Consider the following 19,706-nt stretch of genomic DNA (forward strand, 5'->3'; position numbering starts at 1 on the left):
TTATTTACCTAATGGTAATAAGATAAAAAAATCAATATTTGAAGAGATGAATAAATGCAACCAATTATTATATTTACAACCTATCAACGTAGAATTAAATTTATCTGGTAATCAAGGGATAAAGCCATGGTGCGCTTGGGAGATAGGAAGTTTTTATCGAAAAAACATTGGAAGCCAAAAGTTTTTTTTAGACTTATATTTTAAAGATAAAAATAATCTTTCTCCTATACTTGAAGGTATAAATAAGTTGAGTTATATACAAAATGGAAAACTATATTAATTAAAAATAGAGAATAAAGTGGAAATTTATTTACCTAAAGAGATTATAATATGTAGAGATGGAGAATAATAATGATAAAAAGAGAAAATTTTGTAAATGAATATATTCAAGCTATTACTGATGAAAATGCTGCAATATTTGCTGGTGCAGGACTTTCAATTCCTTCTGGATATATGGATTGGAAAGGATTGGTTAAACCACTAGCAGAAGAAATTGATTTGGATATCGAAAAAGAACATGATTTAATAACAATAATGCAATATTATAAGAATGAAAAAGGAAGAGTACGTATAGACGAAAGTATTATTAACGGATTTACAGATGATACTACTGAAAATAAGAATTTAGATATAATAACTGAATTACCAATATCTACTTATTGGACTACAAATTATGATTCTCTTTTAGAAGATTCATTGAAAAAAAATAATAAAAAAGTGGATGTTAAGATAAATCAAGAATCCTTGGTATCTAATATGCGTAATCGTGACGCTGTAGTATACAAAATGCATGGAGATAAATCAATTCCAAATGAAACTGTAATAACAAAAGATGACTATGACACTTATGGAAAGAAAAGAAAGTTTTTCAGAACAACATTGCAAAGTGATTTAATAAATAAAACCTTTTTGTTTATTGGATTTAGCTTTGAAGATCCTAATTTAGATTATATATTAAGTCAGATCAAAATTTTATTAGATAACCACAATAGACCGCATTATTGCTTCATGAAAAAAATTTCTGAAAAAGAAAATGATTTTGAATATAGACGTATAAAACAGGATTTAAAGATTAAGGATTTAAAACGTTATAATATAAATACAGTCTTAGTGAGTGAATACTCAGAAATAACTGATATATTGGAAGAAATTATTCAAAAAGTATATAGAAAAAATGTCTTTATTTCTAGTGCCATTCATACGGCAACAAATGAAAATTGGCCTTTAGATAAAGCGAATGAATTAGGATATAAAATTTCCAAAGCTTTGGTACATGAAAACTACAAAGTGTTTTCTGGATATGGAAAAGGTATAAGTTCTTCTATAATTACAGGGGCTTTAGAAATAATATATAAGGCAAAATATAAACATACTGATGAATTTCTAACATTGCGACCTTTTCCTATAAATAGTAATAAAGATTTATGGACTAAGTATAGGGAAGATATGCTTAGTGAAGTAGGAATAGCGATTTTTATATTTGGAAATAAAAATCATTATAATAGTACAATAGTATCCGATGGTATGATTGAAGAATTTGAAATCTGTGTTAGTAACGGGATAAAAGTTATTCCTATTGGAAGTACTGGAGGAGCTGCAGCAAAAATTTTTAATATTGTAAAAGAGGATATAGAGAAATTTCAATATCTTAAAGATTATTTAGATCTCTTAGAGAATGAAAATTCTGTAGATGAATTAATAAAAACGATAATGACAATTATAAAAAGTTTACAAAAATAATGGAGATGAATTTTAATGAAAAGAAAAGTGTTTTTTAGTTTTCATTATAATAGAGATAATTGGAGAGCTGGACAAGTAAGAAATATGGGTAAAGTATCTGGTGATTCAACGTTCTCTGATAATGAATGGGAAGCTGTAAAAGAAAAAAGTGATGAAAAAATCTCTGCATGGATTGATGCTCAATTATTAAATACGAGTTGCGTAGTTGTATTAATTGGTGTAGAAACTGCAAATAGAAAATGGATAAATTATGAAATAAAAAGAGCTATCGAATTGAATAAAGGTATAATTGGTATTTATGTTAATAAACTGAAAAACTATGAAGGTGTTCAAGATACGGAAGGTAAAAATCCTTTTGATAATTTCACAGTAAATGGTCGTAAAGCTTCTGAGTATATTAAATGTTTTAAATCATCATTTAGTAGTAGTAAATACGTTTATAAAGATATAAGTGATAATATTCAAGAATTGATAGAATATGGATTGAAAAATAAACCATCAACTTGGTAAAAAGTATACTGCATGTAACATAATAAATGTTATTATAAACTCTTAACTAACCATTCCAACAAGATATTTTAAATATATAAAACCGCCGGCCAGCAGTTTATTTAGTTACCCTTTAGTTACCCCTGAGTGATATTTGATGCAATTCTATGCAATCGAAAAAATAAGAAATCCTTTAATATCAAGGTTTACGACAGTCTATATAACTGTACGAAATCCTAAAGTTTTTTGAACGTAAAAAACCAGGTCTTAAAGGCGTTCGTCGTTCACCACAGTTCTCAAAACGTTAATCTATCAAAAGATGACAAGCACTTCTTGGAACAATTCCAAGAGGTGCTTTTTATATGTTTATTGATGACATTCCTTAAATAATCTCACATGGTTATTAGGACAATAAGGGTGTTCTATAGATCCATATAAAGTCTAATCATATCAATAGCTTGAATATCATTTTCAAAAATTTCATCATGATAGTTTTTTAAGAAATAGTCTTTATCAATGTAATTAATTCTGAATCCTATCTTCTGATATAATGCTAACTGATTAATACTCGAGTTAGCAGTACCTATTTCAATATGTTTAAATCCTTTATTCTTAGCCTCATTTATAGCGAATTTAAGTAGTTTTTTAGCATAACCTTTCCTTTGATGCTTAGGATCAATCGCAATATTAACTATTTCTAAAGTGCCAGGTCGTGTAGGTAATAGAACAATAACTCCAATAGTTTTTTCATCTTTTATTAAAATATAATTGTTCGATCTAGCAATATACTCTTTAACTATTTCCTCTGAAGGATCAGCTAAAAGCAATAAATCTATAGGTAATTCCTCTAATCTTTCTACTTTAATTATCATTTTTTCCTCCGATTTAGAAATCAATATGTTTTTGGAACTGCTCATGTAACTTTTGCCTTAATGATTAGAGATATAAGCTTTAAAAAGTGACTCCGAATATATTTTTAGCAACAGTGTTAAAATCCTCAATAATAACGGTTTTAAATTCTCCAAATTGATGAATAATCTATTTCAATTGATGTAGATTGGAAGCAATTTAAAGCTGGAAGCGCCAGATTTTATTAACATACAATTTCAGCCTAAGCTTACCATTTTCTAATAACCGTACTATCTTCAGTTTAAACTCAGGAGTGAACGCTCTACTGGGTCTTACCATAAAAAAGCGTCTATTTTTTGATTTAATAATGACTTCCCCATAGGTATTGTCCAATCAAGTGAAACGATTCATAACTATGTAAATCATAATCTCTCTTTAAAATTATGAAAAGTCCAGACAATTTTGCCTATCCTTATTTAAGCGGGAGTGTACATATTTAAACTGGCATTTATAACAAAATATAAATATCGAAAATTAATCAAAGAAATATCTGATATTGATTTAACTGATTTGATGAAAATGTCTTTAGGAAAAGTCGAAAATAATTTGCAAACACAAATTGATTTTTGGCTTTACTGAATGAAAAAATGATAAATTTTTGAGTGAATTATCGCCCACTTTTTTGGGCGATCTTTTTTGTGCCTGGCACAAAAAAGGATTGGTTTTTTGACACGGAGTGTCAATTTTTGCGCCAGCAAAAACAAGCCTCGCAGAGCACACGCCTTAATGATTTATTGGAACGGAGTGAAAATAAGTCTTATGAGTTATTCAATCATCAGAGTTGAAAAAATAAAATCAAAAACAAACACGACAGGGATCCAAAAACATGTGCAGCGTGAGAATAAAAATTATAATAATCCCGATATTGATTTTGAAAAAACGCATTTAAATTTTGATTTATTGAACGAAAAAAACATCGATTTTAGTGAAGTGATTGAGAAAAAAATTGAACAAAATTATAACTAAAAAAGAAAAATTCGTTCAGATGCAGTGAAACATATCGACGGAATTATCACATCAGATGATAAATTTTTTGAGCAGAAATCTGATTCAGAAATTAAAGATTTCTTTAAAAATTCTTTGGAGTTTTTAGAAAAAGAATACGGTAGAGAAAATCTACTTTATGCGACGGTTCATCTTGATGAAAAAGTGCCGCATATGCACTTTGGATTTGTTCCGCTGACAAAAGACGGTAGATTATCCGCTAAGGAAATGCTGGGGAACAAAAAAGCAATGACGGAGTTTCAAGACCGTTTTAATGATTTCGTAAATGAGCGTGGTTTTCGTATGGATCGTGGCACGTCAAAATTGATTTCGGGCAAGGAAAGAGAGGAAATTAATACTTTTAAGCAAATAACGGGCTACCACAAGCAAGATATGGTCGCTAAAGGACGGGAACTGCATGATTTAAGTATTGAATTGGATAGAGTGAAAGAGGACTATCAGAACGCCGTAGAGACGCTCAGAGAGCCTGTGAGGGTCGATTATGAGGAGGAATACAAGAAAACAGGTTTATTTGGCTCTGAGATGGCTAGAACGGGCAATTATATCGTTTCTGCAGAGGAATTTGACCGATTGAGCGAGCAAGCTGAAGCTACACAGCAGATTCTAAATCGGTTTGACTATGTAAATAGATATGATATTTTAGATGAATTAGAAAAAGAACGGAAGAAGAACAGGGAGCTAGATAAGAAAAATGGAGATCTAAATAAGGAATTTATTAATGCGAGAGATACGGCTGTTGTATTGCTGACCATGATAAAAAAGATTTTTGAATCGATAGAAAAAATCTTAGGCGTAGATATTACGGAGACAGTGATTGGGGAAAATTTTGATAAAGCAGAAATGAAATATTTTAATAAAATCAATGAAATTCGTGGGATAGATGAACACAAGAAAGATTTAAACAGTGGGAGAGGGCACCAGAGATAATTTTGGGGGACTTTTATGCCGAGAAAACTTTTTGAGAAAGAAAAGAACCCTCGCGTACACTTTTGAAGTGGGCCCACCAGGGCGAATTTCCCTGGGTGGCACATCTTGGGGAGTGTGAGGGTTCAAAGTTTCTGCTCAAAAAGGAAATTGGAATAAATGTAAATTTGAAACCTTAAAGTTTTCTTAAAAATTAAAATAAATACCCTTTTTTATTCTCAGAAAATCTACAATCAAATAAATTCATAAAAGGGAGTGTTGGTTTTGAAAAAGTTTCTAAAGATATTTCTGACGGTTTTATTTCTAATTGGATTGAGTTCTAGCTTTTCTAAATTATCCTATGCAGAAGGACAAACAACAATTGATTTGGGAGATACTTCAAATATTTTCACACTGGATCAAGATGTTCCTAATACTGGTGGTGGGGGAGGATTTCCTCTTATAATTAGATCAAATTCTGTTTTACCTTACATATCTTCTATAGGGAAAAATTCAAACAATGTAAGTCATATTCTTAGGAAAGATCATTTATGGAAAGAAATTAGTTCAGGTAAGTGGGAAGATTTAGAAAGAATTATGTCAGCTACGATGAGATATGGTAGTGAGTCAAAGTATAAAAAGTCTGCATTAAAGAAAGTATATACTAAATATGGGAGATCTGTTGTAGTTACATATGTCCGAAAAAACGGGCAAATCTTAGTTAGCGATGGATGGGTGGTGCCAAAATGAAATCCGTAGACTATTTATTATCTTTATGTTCAGAAAAATACAGAGATATGGTAATTAGTGCTGATGAGGAATTGTTAGGTACTTTAATGGAAGATGGAATGAATGATCAAAAATTTGCTTATTACTTATCTATTATTGCGACGTTAGAGGATAATGAAAAACATCATGAATTGGCAGGCATGATTTATCATTTTCATTTTAATTGGGTTGAAGATGCTTATTCTATGGCATTTTTTCATTATTGGAGAGTTCTTGAATTACAAGATTTTTCGAATTATCGTTCATTGAATGAATTTATATCTATATCTAAGGAGCCTAATTTCAGTCTTATCCCTCAAGAAAACTTAGATTTAGTGAAAATAAAAATTTTGGAGTTGAAGAAAAAAAGAAATGATGAGATTAGAGAAAAAAGATTGAATAACTGATAGATGTCTTTGAGATTACATGAAAACCTAGATTTCCCTAAGGGAAATCTGGGTTTCTTCTTGTCTTGATTATAGATACAGTATAATATTAACATATTATTCTGAAAACAAATGGAGGAATATAAATGGTTAATGAAGAATTTTGGAAAGACTTTTGGTCAATCTTTGTGCCAGCTGGATATTTAATCTTAGAAGGTTTGCTTATCGTTGTATTATTTATGATTGTACTGGCTTTATACAAGTATATAAAAAATTAGAGATCTAGATTTTCGTAGTAAAATCTAGATCTCTAAAATGAAATTTATTTTATAGTTTGGTTGCAGTCACTATTGTTAAACTGCTAAAGTAAAACTGAATAAAAAAAGAGTCCTAAACCCATTTGCTTTGGACGGCGAGGGTGAAGGACAAAAAATAATCTCACAAGTGTGAAATCTATTTTGATATTAATCTGTACCCAAATCATAATTTATTTAAAAGATTTTTGCAAGATACAGAATTTATGGTTGGTTGGGTTTAGGACTCTTTTTCTATTACAAATCTTTGTAATTAGAAAAGGGGTTTTTTTGTGGGAAATGATAAATTGGAAGCCGGGCCTATCTAATAGCCGGTTAAGTGTGCAAACTACGACCACCCCCTACCAAAAATTAGCTTTGACCGTATGACTTTGATAGGTGATCTGAATAAGGATAAATCGCAGTATATGGCTGATTTGCTCGGTAATAGTCCGTTTGTTCATCTGTGGAATTGCTTAACACATTAAGTTTGAAGGTCAAATATTTACAGATAAAGTATATATTGAACATGATAGATTTAAAGCTGATGCTTGGGATAGAAGAAATTTTAGGGTTGAATTTAATCCAAATAAATTAAATGATGATGAAATTAATTGGTTAAAGAAAAACATTTTTATCGCTCTCGATAATGTTGGATTCACTCGCTTAGATTTGGCTTTTGACTTTGAAGAAGATTTATCGGATTTTTATATCATGAGTGATAAAGCAGTGAAGAAAAATGTTCATTATGGTTTAGACGGTAAGGCTGAAACGAAATATTTTGGGGCAAGAGATAGTGACAGATATATTAGAATTTATAACAAAAAGCAAGAACGAAAAGATAATGCTGATATTATATAAATGCCAGCTTAAATATGTACACTCTCGCTTAAATAAGTATGTACAAAATTGACTGGATTTTTCATAATTTCATAGAGGTGAAATGATGAATTACACAGTTAATTTAGATACGGAATTTAAGATCACAAGTCTTTCAGACTTATCCAAACTGAAGGATATAATGGAGAATGGAAAAATGAAAATTAATAAGAGTAAGCTGGCAAGAGAGCTGGGAAAAGATAGAGGAACTATAGACAAGTAACTGAACGGATCCATGCCATCAATAAAACTTGTTTTATCTAACTTTACACATTCTTCGAATTTAATATATTCAGATGGATGTCCAATACTATAAACATCGCGAAGTAAGAATATCCAAAATCGACGGCTATCTCTTATTTCATAACCTATGTTTTTTCATTTCTCTGAAAATGATTTTTTGACCATTTTAGTATTTTTTCTGGATTCAAAAATGTTTATTCCTTTTGTAAATAAAATATAACTTAGGAGTAATTGTGAATGGATAATTCTATAGAGTGCATGGATTTATTATCAAAAAACTATGCAGAGGCACTTGATTTATTACTTCAGAAATATGGTCCTGTACAAGATGACTATTTTAGGGAAGCTTCATATTATAGATTTATGAAGGGAGAGATAAAAAGCATTTCAAAAGGGAAATTTACTAGAACAAGCGAAGGTCTTTATTGCCATCATATAGATGAAATCAAATGGTTGAAAATATCGGATAAAGATTATGTAAAGAAGTTTAATATCCCTTTTGAGACTCAGAGAAAAGATAGATTAGTATATTGTGATTTGATAGAACACACTATTTTACATGTATTGATTACAAAAGAAACATCTTTTAAATATGGTTATCCTGGATATGGAGTTTATTTGAAGCCTATTATTGAAGAATGGTATCTTGATGAAGTTAAACCTAATCCAGAATGGATGAAAAAATGTTATATCAAATCATTTTTAACTCCTCAAAAAGCATTTGATTTATTGAGAGAAATGCAAAAAATATTAGAAGAAAACTATTTTAATACTTTAAATGATTACTATAATGAAAAAAGGAAAAAAGAAGAAGACAGAAAAAAATTGGAAGAACAAATAAAGCAAAGAAAAATAGACGATAGAAACAATTGGATAGAGAGAGCGAAGCAGTATTGAAGGATGCTTTCGATGACGATTCAACGGGTAAAGTGATCATGAGAGTTAATCAGTAAATCATAGGAGAGATTATTATGTCAGTAGAAAAATTATTTGAGCCACTTGTTTTAAGTAACGGTGTAACCATTAAAAATAGATTATATAAAGGTGCGATGAGTGAGGGGATGGCTGATAACGCACATCGGCCGACTGCAGCACTTGTCAATGCCTATAAACATTGGGCGGATGGCGGCATTGGCATGTCGCTGACAGGGAATGTCATGATTGATAGACGTTACCTTGGTGAGCCGGGCAATGTCGTTATTGAAGACGATAGAGATTTAGCTATGTTAACGCGCTGGGCGGAAGCGGGTAAACGTAATGACAGTCATATTTGGATGCAGATTAACCATCCAGGTAAACAAAGTCCGAAGTCTGTATCCAAACAGCCAATCGCACCGAGTGCTATTCCTATTGGAGGAGATGCAGGCAGTGCATTCAATCCGCCGCGTGAGATGACCAGCAATGAAATCAAAGAAACGATTGAACGTTTCGTCACTGCAGCAGTAGTTGCGAAGCAGGCCGGGTTTACGGGTATTCAAATTCACGGTGCGCATGGTTATTTAGTGAGTCAGTTCTTATCGTCAAGAGACAATCGCCGTTTTGATGAGTATGGCGGGACATTAGAGCGACGGATGCAGTTTTTAATAGATATTTACACAGGGATGAGAGACGCATTGGGAGAGGATTTCCCGATCAGCTTAAAGATCAACTCAACAGACTTTAATGACAAAGGATTCTCATTGGATGATTCTATTGCAGTGATTAAGAAGATGGCTGAACTTGGCATCGATCATATAGAAATCTCAGGGGGAGATTATGAGAAACCTGAAATGATGGGTGACGGTGAAGTCTATTTCTTAGATTATGCGAGACAAATCAGTGAAATGGTAGATGTACCTATCTCAGTGATCGGTGGATTCAGAAAACAAGAAAGCATGATTGATGCGATTATGAATACGAATGTGGCGATGATCGGTATTGCACGACCACTTGTGTTGAACCCGGAACTGCCGAATCAATTACGGGCTGGAACATATGAGGATATGACGATTCCAAGACTGACGACCAAAATAAAAGCAGTTGATAAAATGTTAGGTGGATTTATCGGGATTGCCTATTACGAGCAGCAAATCAGAAGGCTTGGCAATAACCAAACACCCGTCGTCCACACGAATGCCTGGAGTCCATTATTTGATTTAGCTAGAGTTCATGGCACTCGAGCATTTACGAAGAGAAGAAGATAATAAAAATCCGAAATGCAGCTGCATTTCGGATTTTTTAATATATTTAATGAGTCAATCCATATTCATACGACACGCCTAAATGGTCTCTTAATATTTTACTTTCATCTTCTGTTAGTCTTGAAGCGTCAAATTCCCGTCTTCCATGACATAGACTTTATCGAAATAATCCAATAGGCGGTTATCATGAGTGACGATAATTGCTGCTTTGTTTGTCTCTTTGACGATGCGCTGAATCATTTCGATCACTTCATATGCACGCGCACTGTCCAGGCTTGCTGTTGGTTCGTCAGCGAGAATGAGTGATGGATTCGTATACATAGCCTTCAATATCGCTACACGCTGGCGTTGTCCGCCTGATAGTTCAGCCGGGAACTGATTCATCACAGCTGTTAAACCTAGCGTCTCAACTTGATTGTTGAAGTCAGCCGGTTGAATATGATTCTTATTCACTTGAGCAAGCAGCTTGAACTGATCTTTCACTTTCAGAAAAGGCACTAAGTTGGATGACTGTAAAATGAATCCGATGTGTTTCAGGCGTATTTTAGCGCGCTGTCTCTCTGACAGCTTGCTCACGTCCTGATTATTGATGATGACTTTGCCGTTTGTCGGCTGCTGCAGCAGGCCTGCAATTGTCAAGAAGGTACTTTTACCGGAACCTGACGGACCGATCACAGCTGCCATTTCTCCTGCGTTGATATTAAAATCTACAGGTTTTAATGCTTCTACGTACGTCTGATCTTTCCCGAATGATTTATTGACTTCAGTTAATGTTAATACCATGTCATCACCTTATCCTATCGTTTTTAGTGGATCTACTTTCTGGATGGAGCGGATAGAGAATAATCCACCGATGACTGCCGTCACTATGATCACAGCTGCGTAAATAGCGATGGTCGGCCAGACAAACTTAATGGGTACGACGTCCGGGATGATAGCCGCTGTAATGGCAGTGAGTCCCAGCGCAATGAGTACTGCGATGACAGACAATATCAGCGTCTGGATGACGAGAGATTTGGCGAGGAAGCCGTTGCTGATTCCCTGCGCTTTAAGCAATCCGAAGATGGGTGCCTTCTGAATTGTCAATATATATAGGAATATACCGATGATGAATGTCGCAATCGTAAACAGGAAATAACTCATGACATCAAGCGTTAACTTCTGTTCGGTATAGCCCGGAAGCTTCGTGATGAAGGTCTCCTTGTCAATCGCTTCAAAGTCACTGTCAATCGTCTTATCCTTATAGTTCTTATCTTTTAGGAGGAACGCATTTGCCTTATCTTTAAGGCGATTCATGGATAAGCGGTCTGCCGTCGCTTGATTGCTATAGAGGATGTTAGCCGCATTATATTTAGCGTTATTAGTGAATCCTACGATCTTTAAATCATCATCACTGCCTGCGATGTCTACTGTATCCCCGATACTGAAGCCTTTTTGCTTCAAAGCGTCATTTGCGACCACTTCATCGTCAGCAGCAAACGATGTCCCTTCCGTGATGTTAGGATTGATGAATGTCTCTTTATCGATACCGAACAGCAATGTGTTCTGCTTGTTATCACCTTTAGCGATAATCACAGCAAGCTGTTTAATAGGGGCTGCTTTATCGAACTGGTCACCTAGAGCATCTTCATCCATGATTGATTGAGCCAGGTTTCGATTCGACTCCTTCGTCACTATAATAGCATCCGGATCCCACTGATCAATCGCTTCCCGGTTCATCCCCATTAATCCGTTGGATAACCCTGAAATTAAAAACAGTAAATATGAGATCAATACAAGTACACCGATAATCAGTGAAAACTTGAGCTTGTTATGCATTATTTCTTTCCAGGCTAAAAACATTGATTTTCTCCATTTCTAAGTCTGTCGTATGTTCATTCTATTATATAACAAAAAATACACCTTAAATAGAGTATATGCCTTAATTAAGTGTAATGGAACGAGAAAAGCTAGGATGAGTTGGACAAAAAAATATGAGCTGCAAGCGGCATGCTCATATTAATGACTGTAATATCGCTGCCAGACTGAGCAGATATTTCAATGTTTAAAGCGATGGAAACAGCGTTTATAACACTGGGCGATTTTAAGGTATGTGCTATCATTGTGAAAAATGTGTACAGTGGAATAGAAGAAAATCTCAGTGTGATGATTGTTAGCAGAAACTTGATTATTGTATGGCTATTATTTATATAGAACTCATCTATTCCAAATTTTATAAATAATTTCAGCTCATACTAGAGAGAAATAAGATATATTAATAATGAGCTGAATTATTATAGCGATGGAGGTAACACATGAAAAGGTTTTTTGATTACTACAAGCCTTATAAAGGGTTATTTGTGCTGGACTTTGGTTCAGCTGTTTTTGTCGGTGTGCTTGAGCTGATTTTTCCGTTGATGACGAGTCTGTTCATTGACCAGCTGCTCCCATCCAAGGAATGGAACAAGATTGTACTCGGTGCGGTCGGTTTATTTGCGGTCTTTGCTTTTGTCACGGTGCTGAAATTTATCGTGACGTACTGGGGTCATAAGCTCGGGACTAATATTGAACGTGATATTCGAAATGAGCTGTACCGGCACCTGCAGCGCTTGAATTTCAATTTCTTCGACAACAACAAGACGGGGAAACTGATCGGCCGGCTGACGAATGATTTGATGGACATCGGAGAACTGGCGCATCACGGTCCGGAGGAAGTATTTGTCGCTGTGATGACCGTGATTGGGGCGCTGGTCATCATGCTGACGATTGATGTCAAGCTTGCGCTCATTACGTTTTGTATCGTACCGATTATTTTTGTCTTGACGATTTACTTCAACCAGAAGATGACGACGCAGTTCAGACGGCTGTTCAGCAACGTCTCAACATTTAACGACGTCATCGGTGAAAGCATCGGCGGCATCCGCCTGGTACAGGCGTTTACGAATGAACGGTTTGAAGCGGACCGCTTCCACACAGCGAATGAAGACTTCCGCGCGACGAAGCTGAAAGCTTATAACTTTATGTCATGGAATTCGTCAATCGGTTATATGTCACAGAAATTCACGCTCATTATCGTGCTTATTCTCGGCTGTTATTTCGTACTGCATGACATGATGAGTTACGGTGAGTTTGTTGCGTTTATTATGATTACAGATATTTTGTTCAAGCCGCTGCAGTCGATTAACTTAATCATTGAGCTGTTCCCGAAAGGCATCGCGGGCTTCAGCAACTTCAAAGAGCTGATGAACACACCAGTTGCTATTAAAGATGCAGCGCACGCGGTTGCGTTTGAAGGAGTTCCTGAAACAATTCGTTATGAGGACGTGACTTTTAAGTACGATGATGAAGTGATTCTGGATCACTTATCATTCTCGGTTCGGCGCGGTGAGAAGATTGCGCTGGTCGGGCCGAGCGGCGGCGGGAAGACGACTATATGCTCACTGCTGCCGAGGTTCTATGACCCATATAGCGGTGCTGTGACGATTAACGGTCGTGACACCCGGGACTACACGCTTGAATCACTCAGGAGGCAGATCGGTGTTGTTCAGCAGGATGTGTTCTTGTTCAGCGGGACATTGCGGGACAATATAGCCTATGGTAACTTAACAGCAACAGATGAAGAGATTATGAGAGCGGTCGAGCAGGCACAGTTAAAGTCGTTTATTGATACATTACCGCAAGGCATCCATATGATTGTCGGTGAACGCGGAACGAAGCTGTCAGGTGGTCAGAAGCAGCGTGTATCGATCGCGCGGATGTTTCTGAAGAACCCGCCGATTATTATTCTTGATGAAGCGACAAGCGCACTTGACGTGGAAACAGAGAATAGAATACAGGCAGCCTTCAAACAGCTGTCTGAAGGTCGTACGACATTGACGATTGCGCACCGGTTATCGACCATTCGTGATGTCGACCGTATTTTCTTTATAGAAGACGGTAGAATTGTCGAAGAAGGCAGTCATGAAGCGCTGCTCGAGAAAAAAGGGAAGTATTATGCACTGCAGCAGGCGCAATATGAACAAGTGCTCGGATAAATATAGAATTATTTGTATTATAATGACAAACATATATAATGGGTTATAATCCATCATTCTAAAAGAGACGGGGGAATCAAGATGGCAAACAACTGGCCGCCGAAACATGCAGGGGAACATAATCCACAAGGACGTACCGGCAATAAAGACTGGGATGAACCGGGGTTAAAGGGTCGTGAAGATGAAAGTTTTGCTAAAGGTGTTATGAATAGCGCTAATATAACAGAAACAGGGATGGGATTCATCAATAAAATTTCATCGCTGTTAATTTATCGGGACGAAGGCAGAAAAAATAAGTGATGGTTTTTTTATAATCTCAAGTGCGCCGCTGATCGGCGATGCCCTGTGAATAGGTTATAATCATCCATCATTACCGTTAACTACAGGAGGTCACGATGACTCAATTATCTATCCAGCAGGCGATTTTTCTTATCAGTACACTGCGTCAACAGCTGAACCGTGAGCTGCAGAAGTTCCATTCTGAATATAGAACACCGATTGCAGTGAACAGCAAGACGATTGTCACAGCAGAGAAGTCACAGAAGGTCATTGATTCACTAGCGAAGATCGACCAGCTGAAACATGATATCGTTGCGCTTAAGACGGCAATCCATCTGAAGAACTCAGCGACTGACATTGCTGACGGGACGACTGCTTCTGACATGCTCGAACAGCTGAAGCTAGAGCGCAAGATCATAGAAGATTTGCAGAACTATACAGAGTTCGGTTACGGTCAGGAGCGCATTAAGACGGTGGCGGGCGTCGGCGTCGTTGAGGAAGGGATTATAGAAGAAGACAGAGTGAACCGTTATATTGAAGAGCTGGAAGCGGCGGCGAACGTGAAGTCGATGACAGTAGACCAGTTCAACAGTACGACGATGATTGATGTCGCACTTAAAACACAGTAATCGCGCTTTGGTAGAAAGAACTTTTCTCACTAGAATCCTGTGATGCGGACGCTAACGTCTTACAACTTACACTTTGTTACGCCTTATGACTGCGAATCTAGAAGACGAAAGAGCCATGTTATTCTTTCGACGGGCGAGAGCCAAAAACTTCAGGTGCCAAGTTTTGCCTTTAGCGGTACCCTATTAATTAGCTCATTGATTATATTTCAATAGATGACAGCTGTATGTCACTTTGTTATGTTAGTTATCCCGCTGTAATAAATTGTTATTGCCATGTAACCTGCTATGACATTTCGTGTGTTAAGGTAGGCAATGTAGTTTCATTCTGATGAGCACCACTACATTTTTGGAGGTAATTAACAATGAATAAAACAATTTTAACGACATTAACATTAGGCTTAGGAGTGACGTTTGCAGGCCATTCAGCGCATGCAGCAGAACAGCCTGTCAATAAAGCGGAACTTGCCGATCTTGCAATGAACCATCAGGCGCAGTTAAATAAAGCACCGGTTGAAGCGGGCACGTATAACTACGATTTTGATTATAATGGCTATCACTTTAACTTTGAATCTAACGGGTCATCATGGACCTGGAAATATCATACAGCGCCTGCACATGCTGAAGCAGCGATGGCACAGCCTGTAGCAGCGCCAATGCCGGTAAAACAGCAGGCGCCAGTGAAACAGCAGGCACCTGTCAGCGAAGAAGCTGCTCAGTCAACGGCAACGGTACAAGTCAATGACCATTTACAATTAATCGCACAGCGTGAATCGGGCGGCAATATTCGTGCCATCAATCCGACGTCCGGTGCTGCAGGTAAGTATCAGTTCCTGCAGACGACTTGGGACATTGTCGCACCGGCAGAGTGGAAAGGTAAGTCGCCTGCTTCTGCTCCGGAATCCGTTCAAGATGCAGCAGCGGTGAAACTATACAACGAATACGGCGCTTCTCAGTGGGTGACCGCATAATAGCACCAATCCTCTTTCTGTTTAAGGAAAGAGGATTTTTTTGCGGCTTATTTTCCAAAAAGTGATTGAACAGCCATGTAATGCTGAGTTCATCTTTGACTTGACTGTACTATATTCAGTGACGCGGTTGAATACAGCTCCTTCTTCGCCGGCATAATCGAAAGACCTCAAAATGTTATGACTTGATATACCTGGATAGGGTATGTTAGCTTAAAGACAGCAGGACATTATGAATTCATTAAAGAGGAGGCGCATGATGAAGAAGCGTTTATTACTGACAGGAAGTATGATAGCAGTGCTCACATTGACAGGATGTAAAGCTGAGCCGCAGCAGACAGAACATCATCATTCATCCATGGATAAAGTCGTTCCTAAAGGGATGAAAAAAGCAGCGCATCCGAAATATGAAGTAGGAGACAAAGTAACGGTGCTGGCAGATCACATGGAAGGGATGAAAGGCGCGGCAGCAACAATATCGGGCGCATTTGACACAACAGTTTACAGCGTGTCATATAATCCGACAAATGGCGGTGACAAAGTGGATAACCATCAATGGGTCGTTCATGAAGAGCTGAAAGATGTGGGCGGACAGGCGCTGGCAAAGGGTGATAAGGCGGTCATCACAGCGTCTCATATGAAAGGGATGAAAGGTGCAGAGGCAACCATTGATTCTGCGAAGAAAACAACAGTCTATATGATTGACTATGTAGATCAGAAGACAGGCGAGAAGATGGTCAACCATAAATGGCTTGTTGAAGATGAACTTAAGCAATAAAGACGAAAAAAGACAGACATCAAAAGTGTCTGTCTTTTTTGCTATTCTAGGTTGGCATGATTTTTGTACATTTTTTCAGTGTCGAGCTCTTGTTTCTCCATTAATCTGAGAACAATAGCATCAAAGAAGAGCAGCATCGACTGTTCGAACAATGAACCCATCGGCTGAATCGTCTTGTCGCTGGCTGACTGGTCTTTCGTAGCACCGGACAGTTCGACTGTGACGTCAGCAAGTTTAGCGATAGTGGACTCAGTTGCTGTCGTCACTACTGCGATCTTGCCGCCGAGTTGCTTCGCTTTGTCTGCGATCGCTGACAATGTCTTTGTTTCTCCTGAACCTGAGCAGATGATCAGCAAATCATCCGCTGCTAACGGTGCAGCAGCTGTTTCACCGACGACGTAGCATTCGATGCCCATATGCATCAGTCTCATGACAAAGGCTCTACCCATCAGACCGGACCGTCCTGCGCCCGCAATGAATACTTTATCGGACTGCAGGATCTGATTGACGAGCTGTTCAGCTTCGCGCTCATTAATCGCAGCAGCGGCGGTTGTTAACTCCTGGATGATTTTGTTGAAGTAATTAGTTGTTTCCATTACTTGCTGATCAGTTCCTGCATTTGACGCGCTGTTTCTTTTTTGTCGTCCTGGCTTGTAATACCGCCGCCGATAATAATCAAGTCAGGCTGCTGCTTAATCACTTCAGGAAGTGTCTCCAGCTTAATACCGCCTGCAACAGCTGTTTTAGCGTTTGTCACAACACTTTTAATCGTTGCAAGGTCTTCGAATGAATCTTTACCGACTGCCTGCAGGTCATAACCTGTATGAACACAAATGTAATCCACGCCAAGGGCATCGAGTTCTTTTGCACGTGTTGCGATATCGCTGACAGCAATCATATCGACAAGGATTTCTTTTCCTTGTGCTTTTGCTTCTTTAACAGCACCTTTAATAGATTCATCTTCTGCTGCGCCGAGAATCGTAATGATATCTGCGCCGGCAGCTGCTGCCTGGCTCACTTCATAGCCTGCTGCATCCATGATTTTCAAGTCAGCAAGTACTGTCATATTCGGGAAAGCAGCTTTTACTTCTTTGACCGCTCTTAAGCCTTCGTTAATGACCACTGGTGTGCCGATTTCCACGACATCCACATATGCTTCTACTTCTTTTATCACTTCAATGGCACCTTGAATATCTACAAGATCCAATGCTAACTGTAACTTCATCTTTGTCCACTCCTCATCATTTGTTAAACAAGTGAAGCACTGTCCTTCACTTGGTCAAGTATAATGTATGCAGGTTGCTTGTACAAGCACATGGACTTGAAGGGGAACGAAATTGATCGTTGGTAAAATTGAAATATATTAGCTGAAGTGAAGGCGTTCAGATCATTTATGCAAGTCTTTTAAATACCAGGCATCCATCGCCGAATGTTCTGATCCCGGCAGAGGCTGATCAAGCAGTTGGAAGCCGTATTTGTCATAGAGAATGCATGCAGTCTTCAGCTGGTGCATCGTCTCGAGATAGCATTTGTTATAGTGCGCTGCTGCAAAACTCAAGGCTGTATCCATAAGCTGTCTGGAGATGCCGCGGCCCTGCGCTTCAGGCTTCAAGTACAGTTTCTGCAGTTCGCAGATATCCCCGTCGAACGGACCGATGCCGATGCCGCCGAGTAGTTCGCCGTCGTCTTCTGCGACCCAGTAGGCAGCGCCGTCAGCTGTATAATGCTCATAAAGTTTGCCGAGCTGCGGGTCATAATAAGCGGAACCTGGTATAGCGAGATGGTGAGCTTCTAATGAGCGCTGGATGATGCTGTGAATCAGTGGATTGTCTTTCTGCTGAATATGACGAATGTTCATGGCGTACTCCTTTCGGTGATGAATATGAATAGCATTATATAATGAAAATTATCATTCGTCATTCAGTAATGAAGTGTCGGCTATGAAAAGACACAGTTTATCGAGAATAATTCATGTTATACTCATTTTAGTATTTTTATGGAGGTCATCATGATAAAACATATTAGAACACAGTGGCTGAATAACGCATGGGCCAATGTGCTCGCTGGAATTGTCGTCGCGCTGGCGCTCGTGCCTGAAGTCATCGCGTTTTCCGTCATTGCCGGCGTTGACCCGATGGTCGGCCTGTATGCGTCATTTGTCATCGCAGTGACCATCGCATTCACTGGCGGTCGCCCGGCGATGATTTCAGCGGCGGCCGGTGCGATCGCCCTGCTGGTCTACCCGCTGGTCAAAAACTACGGCGTCGACTATTTACTGGCGGCAACGTTGCTGATGGGTGTGATTCAGATCATACTCGGCCTGCTTAAAGTCGGCCATTTAATGAAATACATACCAAACACAGTGATGATCGGCTTTGTTGATGCACTGGCGATTCTTATATTCCATTCCCAGCTGCAGCATATATTCGGCCATTCATGGCAGACTTACGTGTTCACCGGCGTGACGATTGTCATCGTCCATTTCCTGCCGAAAGTGTTCACGAAAATACCGGCACCACTCATAGCAGTCGTGTTACTGACGACTATTTCCATTGTCACAAGCGCACCTGTCAGAACAGTCGGTGACCTCGGGGAGATCACACGCGCATTGCCGCATTTTCTCATCCCACATGTCCCGTTCACTGTTGAGACACTCATGATTATTCTGCCGTATTCTATCTCTATGGCAGTCGTCGGACTTGTTGAAAGCCTGCTGACAGCCCGTATTGTCGATGAGACACTGCAGTCTGACAGCGACAAAAATAAAGAAGCACGCGGACAGGGGATAGCGAACATACTCTCCGGATTATTCGGCGGTATCGGCGGCTGCGCGATGATCGGTCAGTCCGTCATGAACTTAAAGTCAGGCGGTACTTCAAGGTTATCATCACTCACCGCCGGTCTCTTCCTTATGTTCATGATCATTGTGCTCGGTGATTTCCTTGTACAAATACCGATGGCGATATTAGCGGGTATTATGGTCGTTGTCGCGTTCAGTACATTTGAGTTCAAGACATTCAGACTCATGCGCACAGCACCGACAGTAGACACAGCTGTCATTGTCGTGACAGTCGTCCTCGTGCTGTTGACGCATAATCTGGCAGTCGGTGTGATTGTCGGCAGTGTGTTGAATGTGATATTGAAGCGGAAAATATAGACGTGTCACTAGAGTGGAGAATTAGGCCTATGTGATTTCGATGTCTGTCGCAATATTTATTTGAAACATGTGTAGTTGCAAACGAATGAA

Annotated in this window: 18 protein-coding genes and 5 pseudogenes; 17 read left to right on the plus strand and 6 right to left on the minus strand. The window is 38.3% G+C overall.

The features are described from left to right. From ERX35_RS11475 to ERX35_RS09305, 3 genes are all read left to right on the plus strand, one after another. The coding region (locus ERX35_RS11475; RefSeq protein ID WP_211360008.1) for a hypothetical protein at window positions 1-280 on the plus strand (280 nt) is incomplete at its 5' end. Window positions 281-351: 71 nt separating this feature from the next. After that, window positions 352-1,740 (plus strand): SIR2 family protein, encoded by a 1,389-nt coding sequence (locus tag ERX35_RS09300; RefSeq protein ID WP_149459631.1) that lies wholly within the window; start codon window positions 352-354, stop codon window positions 1,738-1,740. 15 nt (window positions 1,741-1,755) lie between these two features. After that, the gene (locus ERX35_RS09305; protein WP_149459632.1) at window positions 1,756-2,250 is read left to right on the plus strand and encodes a TIR domain-containing protein; all 495 of its coding nucleotides are present in this window, start codon (window positions 1,756-1,758) and stop codon (window positions 2,248-2,250) included. Between the two features lie 401 nt (window positions 2,251-2,651). Here ERX35_RS09305 and ERX35_RS09310 read toward each other — a convergent pair whose 3' ends face one another. Beyond that, window positions 2,652-3,101: a GNAT family N-acetyltransferase gene (locus ERX35_RS09310; RefSeq protein ID WP_149459633.1), complete on the minus strand. Its 450-nt coding sequence runs from the start codon at window positions 3,099-3,101 to the stop codon at window positions 2,652-2,654. A 796-nt stretch (window positions 3,102-3,897) separates the two neighbouring features. Here ERX35_RS09310 and mobV point away from each other — a divergent pair. From mobV to ERX35_RS09345, 8 genes and pseudogenes are all read left to right on the plus strand, one after another. Next, a pseudogene (gene mobV / locus ERX35_RS09320) lies at window positions 3,898-5,070 on the plus strand (MobV family relaxase). A 261-nt stretch (window positions 5,071-5,331) separates the two neighbouring features. Then, window positions 5,332-5,796, plus strand: coding sequence for a polymorphic toxin type 35 domain-containing protein (locus ERX35_RS09325; RefSeq protein WP_170234601.1), 465 nt, complete (start codon window positions 5,332-5,334; stop codon window positions 5,794-5,796). After that, on the plus strand, window positions 5,793-6,221 hold the full coding sequence (locus ERX35_RS09330) for a hypothetical protein (RefSeq protein ID WP_170234602.1): 429 nt from the start codon (window positions 5,793-5,795) through the stop codon (window positions 6,219-6,221). The genes ERX35_RS09325 and ERX35_RS09330 overlap by 4 nt, the downstream gene beginning before the upstream one ends. A 125-nt stretch (window positions 6,222-6,346) precedes the next feature. Continuing rightward, window positions 6,347-6,478, plus strand: a complete 132-nt coding sequence (locus ERX35_RS11670; protein ID WP_281290602.1) for a hypothetical protein — start codon at window positions 6,347-6,349, stop codon at window positions 6,476-6,478. 315 nt (window positions 6,479-6,793) lie between these two features. Continuing rightward, window positions 6,794-7,345 (plus strand): annotated as a pseudogene (locus ERX35_RS09335) (replication initiation factor domain-containing protein); the annotation flags it as partial. A gap of 94 nt (window positions 7,346-7,439) precedes the next feature. After that, window positions 7,440-7,592 (plus strand): annotated as a pseudogene (locus ERX35_RS11480) (IS21 family transposase); the annotation flags it as partial. 260 nt (window positions 7,593-7,852) lie between these two features. Beyond that, window positions 7,853-8,506, plus strand: a pseudogene (locus tag ERX35_RS09340) (SAV1803-related protein); the annotation flags it as partial. Between the two features lie 80 nt (window positions 8,507-8,586). After that, window positions 8,587-9,798 carry an NADH:flavin oxidoreductase/NADH oxidase family protein gene (locus ERX35_RS09345; RefSeq protein WP_149459636.1) on the plus strand — a complete coding sequence of 404 codons (1,212 nt, stop codon included), beginning with the start codon at window positions 8,587-8,589 and terminating at the stop codon, window positions 9,796-9,798. A gap of 111 nt (window positions 9,799-9,909) precedes the next feature. Here ERX35_RS09345 and ERX35_RS09350 read toward each other — a convergent pair whose 3' ends face one another. Together ERX35_RS09350 and ERX35_RS09355 are read right to left on the minus strand one after the other, a co-directional pair. Beyond that, entirely contained in the window at window positions 9,910-10,578 is a 669-nt protein-coding gene (locus tag ERX35_RS09350) for an ABC transporter ATP-binding protein (protein WP_149459637.1), read from the minus strand. A gap of 9 nt (window positions 10,579-10,587) precedes the next feature. Beyond that, window positions 10,588-11,637 carry an ABC transporter permease gene (locus ERX35_RS09355; protein WP_149459638.1) on the minus strand — a complete coding sequence of 350 codons (1,050 nt, stop codon included), beginning with the start codon at window positions 11,635-11,637 and terminating at the stop codon, window positions 10,588-10,590. Window positions 11,638-12,089: 452 nt separating this feature from the next. On the opposite strand from ERX35_RS09355, the gene ERX35_RS09360 reads away from it, so the two are divergent. The 5 genes from ERX35_RS09360 to ERX35_RS09380 all read left to right on the plus strand — a co-directional run bounded on the left by ERX35_RS09360 (window position 12,090) and on the right by ERX35_RS09380 (window position 16,459). Continuing rightward, window positions 12,090-13,808, plus strand: coding sequence for an ABC transporter ATP-binding protein (locus ERX35_RS09360; protein ID WP_149459639.1), 1,719 nt, complete (start codon window positions 12,090-12,092; stop codon window positions 13,806-13,808). Window positions 13,809-13,889: 81 nt separating this feature from the next. Beyond that, window positions 13,890-14,108: a hypothetical protein gene (locus ERX35_RS09365; RefSeq protein ID WP_149459640.1), complete on the plus strand. Its 219-nt coding sequence runs from the start codon at window positions 13,890-13,892 to the stop codon at window positions 14,106-14,108. A 95-nt stretch (window positions 14,109-14,203) separates the two neighbouring features. Further along, on the plus strand, window positions 14,204-14,716 hold the full coding sequence (locus tag ERX35_RS09370) for a hypothetical protein (protein WP_149459641.1): 513 nt from the start codon (window positions 14,204-14,206) through the stop codon (window positions 14,714-14,716). Between the two features lie 362 nt (window positions 14,717-15,078). Then, the gene (locus ERX35_RS09375) at window positions 15,079-15,684 is read left to right on the plus strand and encodes a transglycosylase family protein (protein WP_149459642.1); all 606 of its coding nucleotides are present in this window, start codon (window positions 15,079-15,081) and stop codon (window positions 15,682-15,684) included. Window positions 15,685-15,940: 256 nt separating this feature from the next. Continuing rightward, on the plus strand, window positions 15,941-16,459 hold the full coding sequence (locus ERX35_RS09380; RefSeq protein ID WP_149459643.1) for a YdhK family protein: 519 nt from the start codon (window positions 15,941-15,943) through the stop codon (window positions 16,457-16,459). 41 nt (window positions 16,460-16,500) lie between these two features. Here the strand turns inward: ERX35_RS09380 and hxlB are convergent, their stop codons facing one another. The 3 genes from hxlB to ERX35_RS09395 form a co-directional block, all read right to left on the minus strand. Then, window positions 16,501-17,055, minus strand: coding sequence for a 6-phospho-3-hexuloisomerase (gene hxlB, locus ERX35_RS09385; RefSeq protein ID WP_149459644.1), 555 nt, complete (start codon window positions 17,053-17,055; stop codon window positions 16,501-16,503). Then, window positions 17,055-17,684 carry a 3-hexulose-6-phosphate synthase gene (gene hxlA / locus ERX35_RS09390; protein WP_149459645.1) on the minus strand — a complete coding sequence of 210 codons (630 nt, stop codon included), beginning with the start codon at window positions 17,682-17,684 and terminating at the stop codon, window positions 17,055-17,057. Before hxlA ends, hxlB begins: the two co-directional genes overlap by 1 nt. Window positions 17,685-17,846: 162 nt before the next feature. Beyond that, window positions 17,847-18,317, minus strand: coding sequence for a GNAT family N-acetyltransferase (locus ERX35_RS09395; protein WP_149459646.1), 471 nt, complete (start codon window positions 18,315-18,317; stop codon window positions 17,847-17,849). Between the two features lie 150 nt (window positions 18,318-18,467). On the opposite strand from ERX35_RS09395, the pseudogene ERX35_RS09400 reads away from it, so the two are divergent. Further along, window positions 18,468-19,598, plus strand: a pseudogene (locus tag ERX35_RS09400) (SulP family inorganic anion transporter); the annotation flags it as partial. Window positions 19,599-19,706: the final 108 nt, after the last annotated feature.

The organism is Macrococcus equipercicus (assembly GCF_004359525.2).
In the GTDB taxonomy this organism is placed as follows: Bacteria; Bacillota; Bacilli; order Staphylococcales; family Staphylococcaceae; genus Macrococcus; species Macrococcus equipercicus.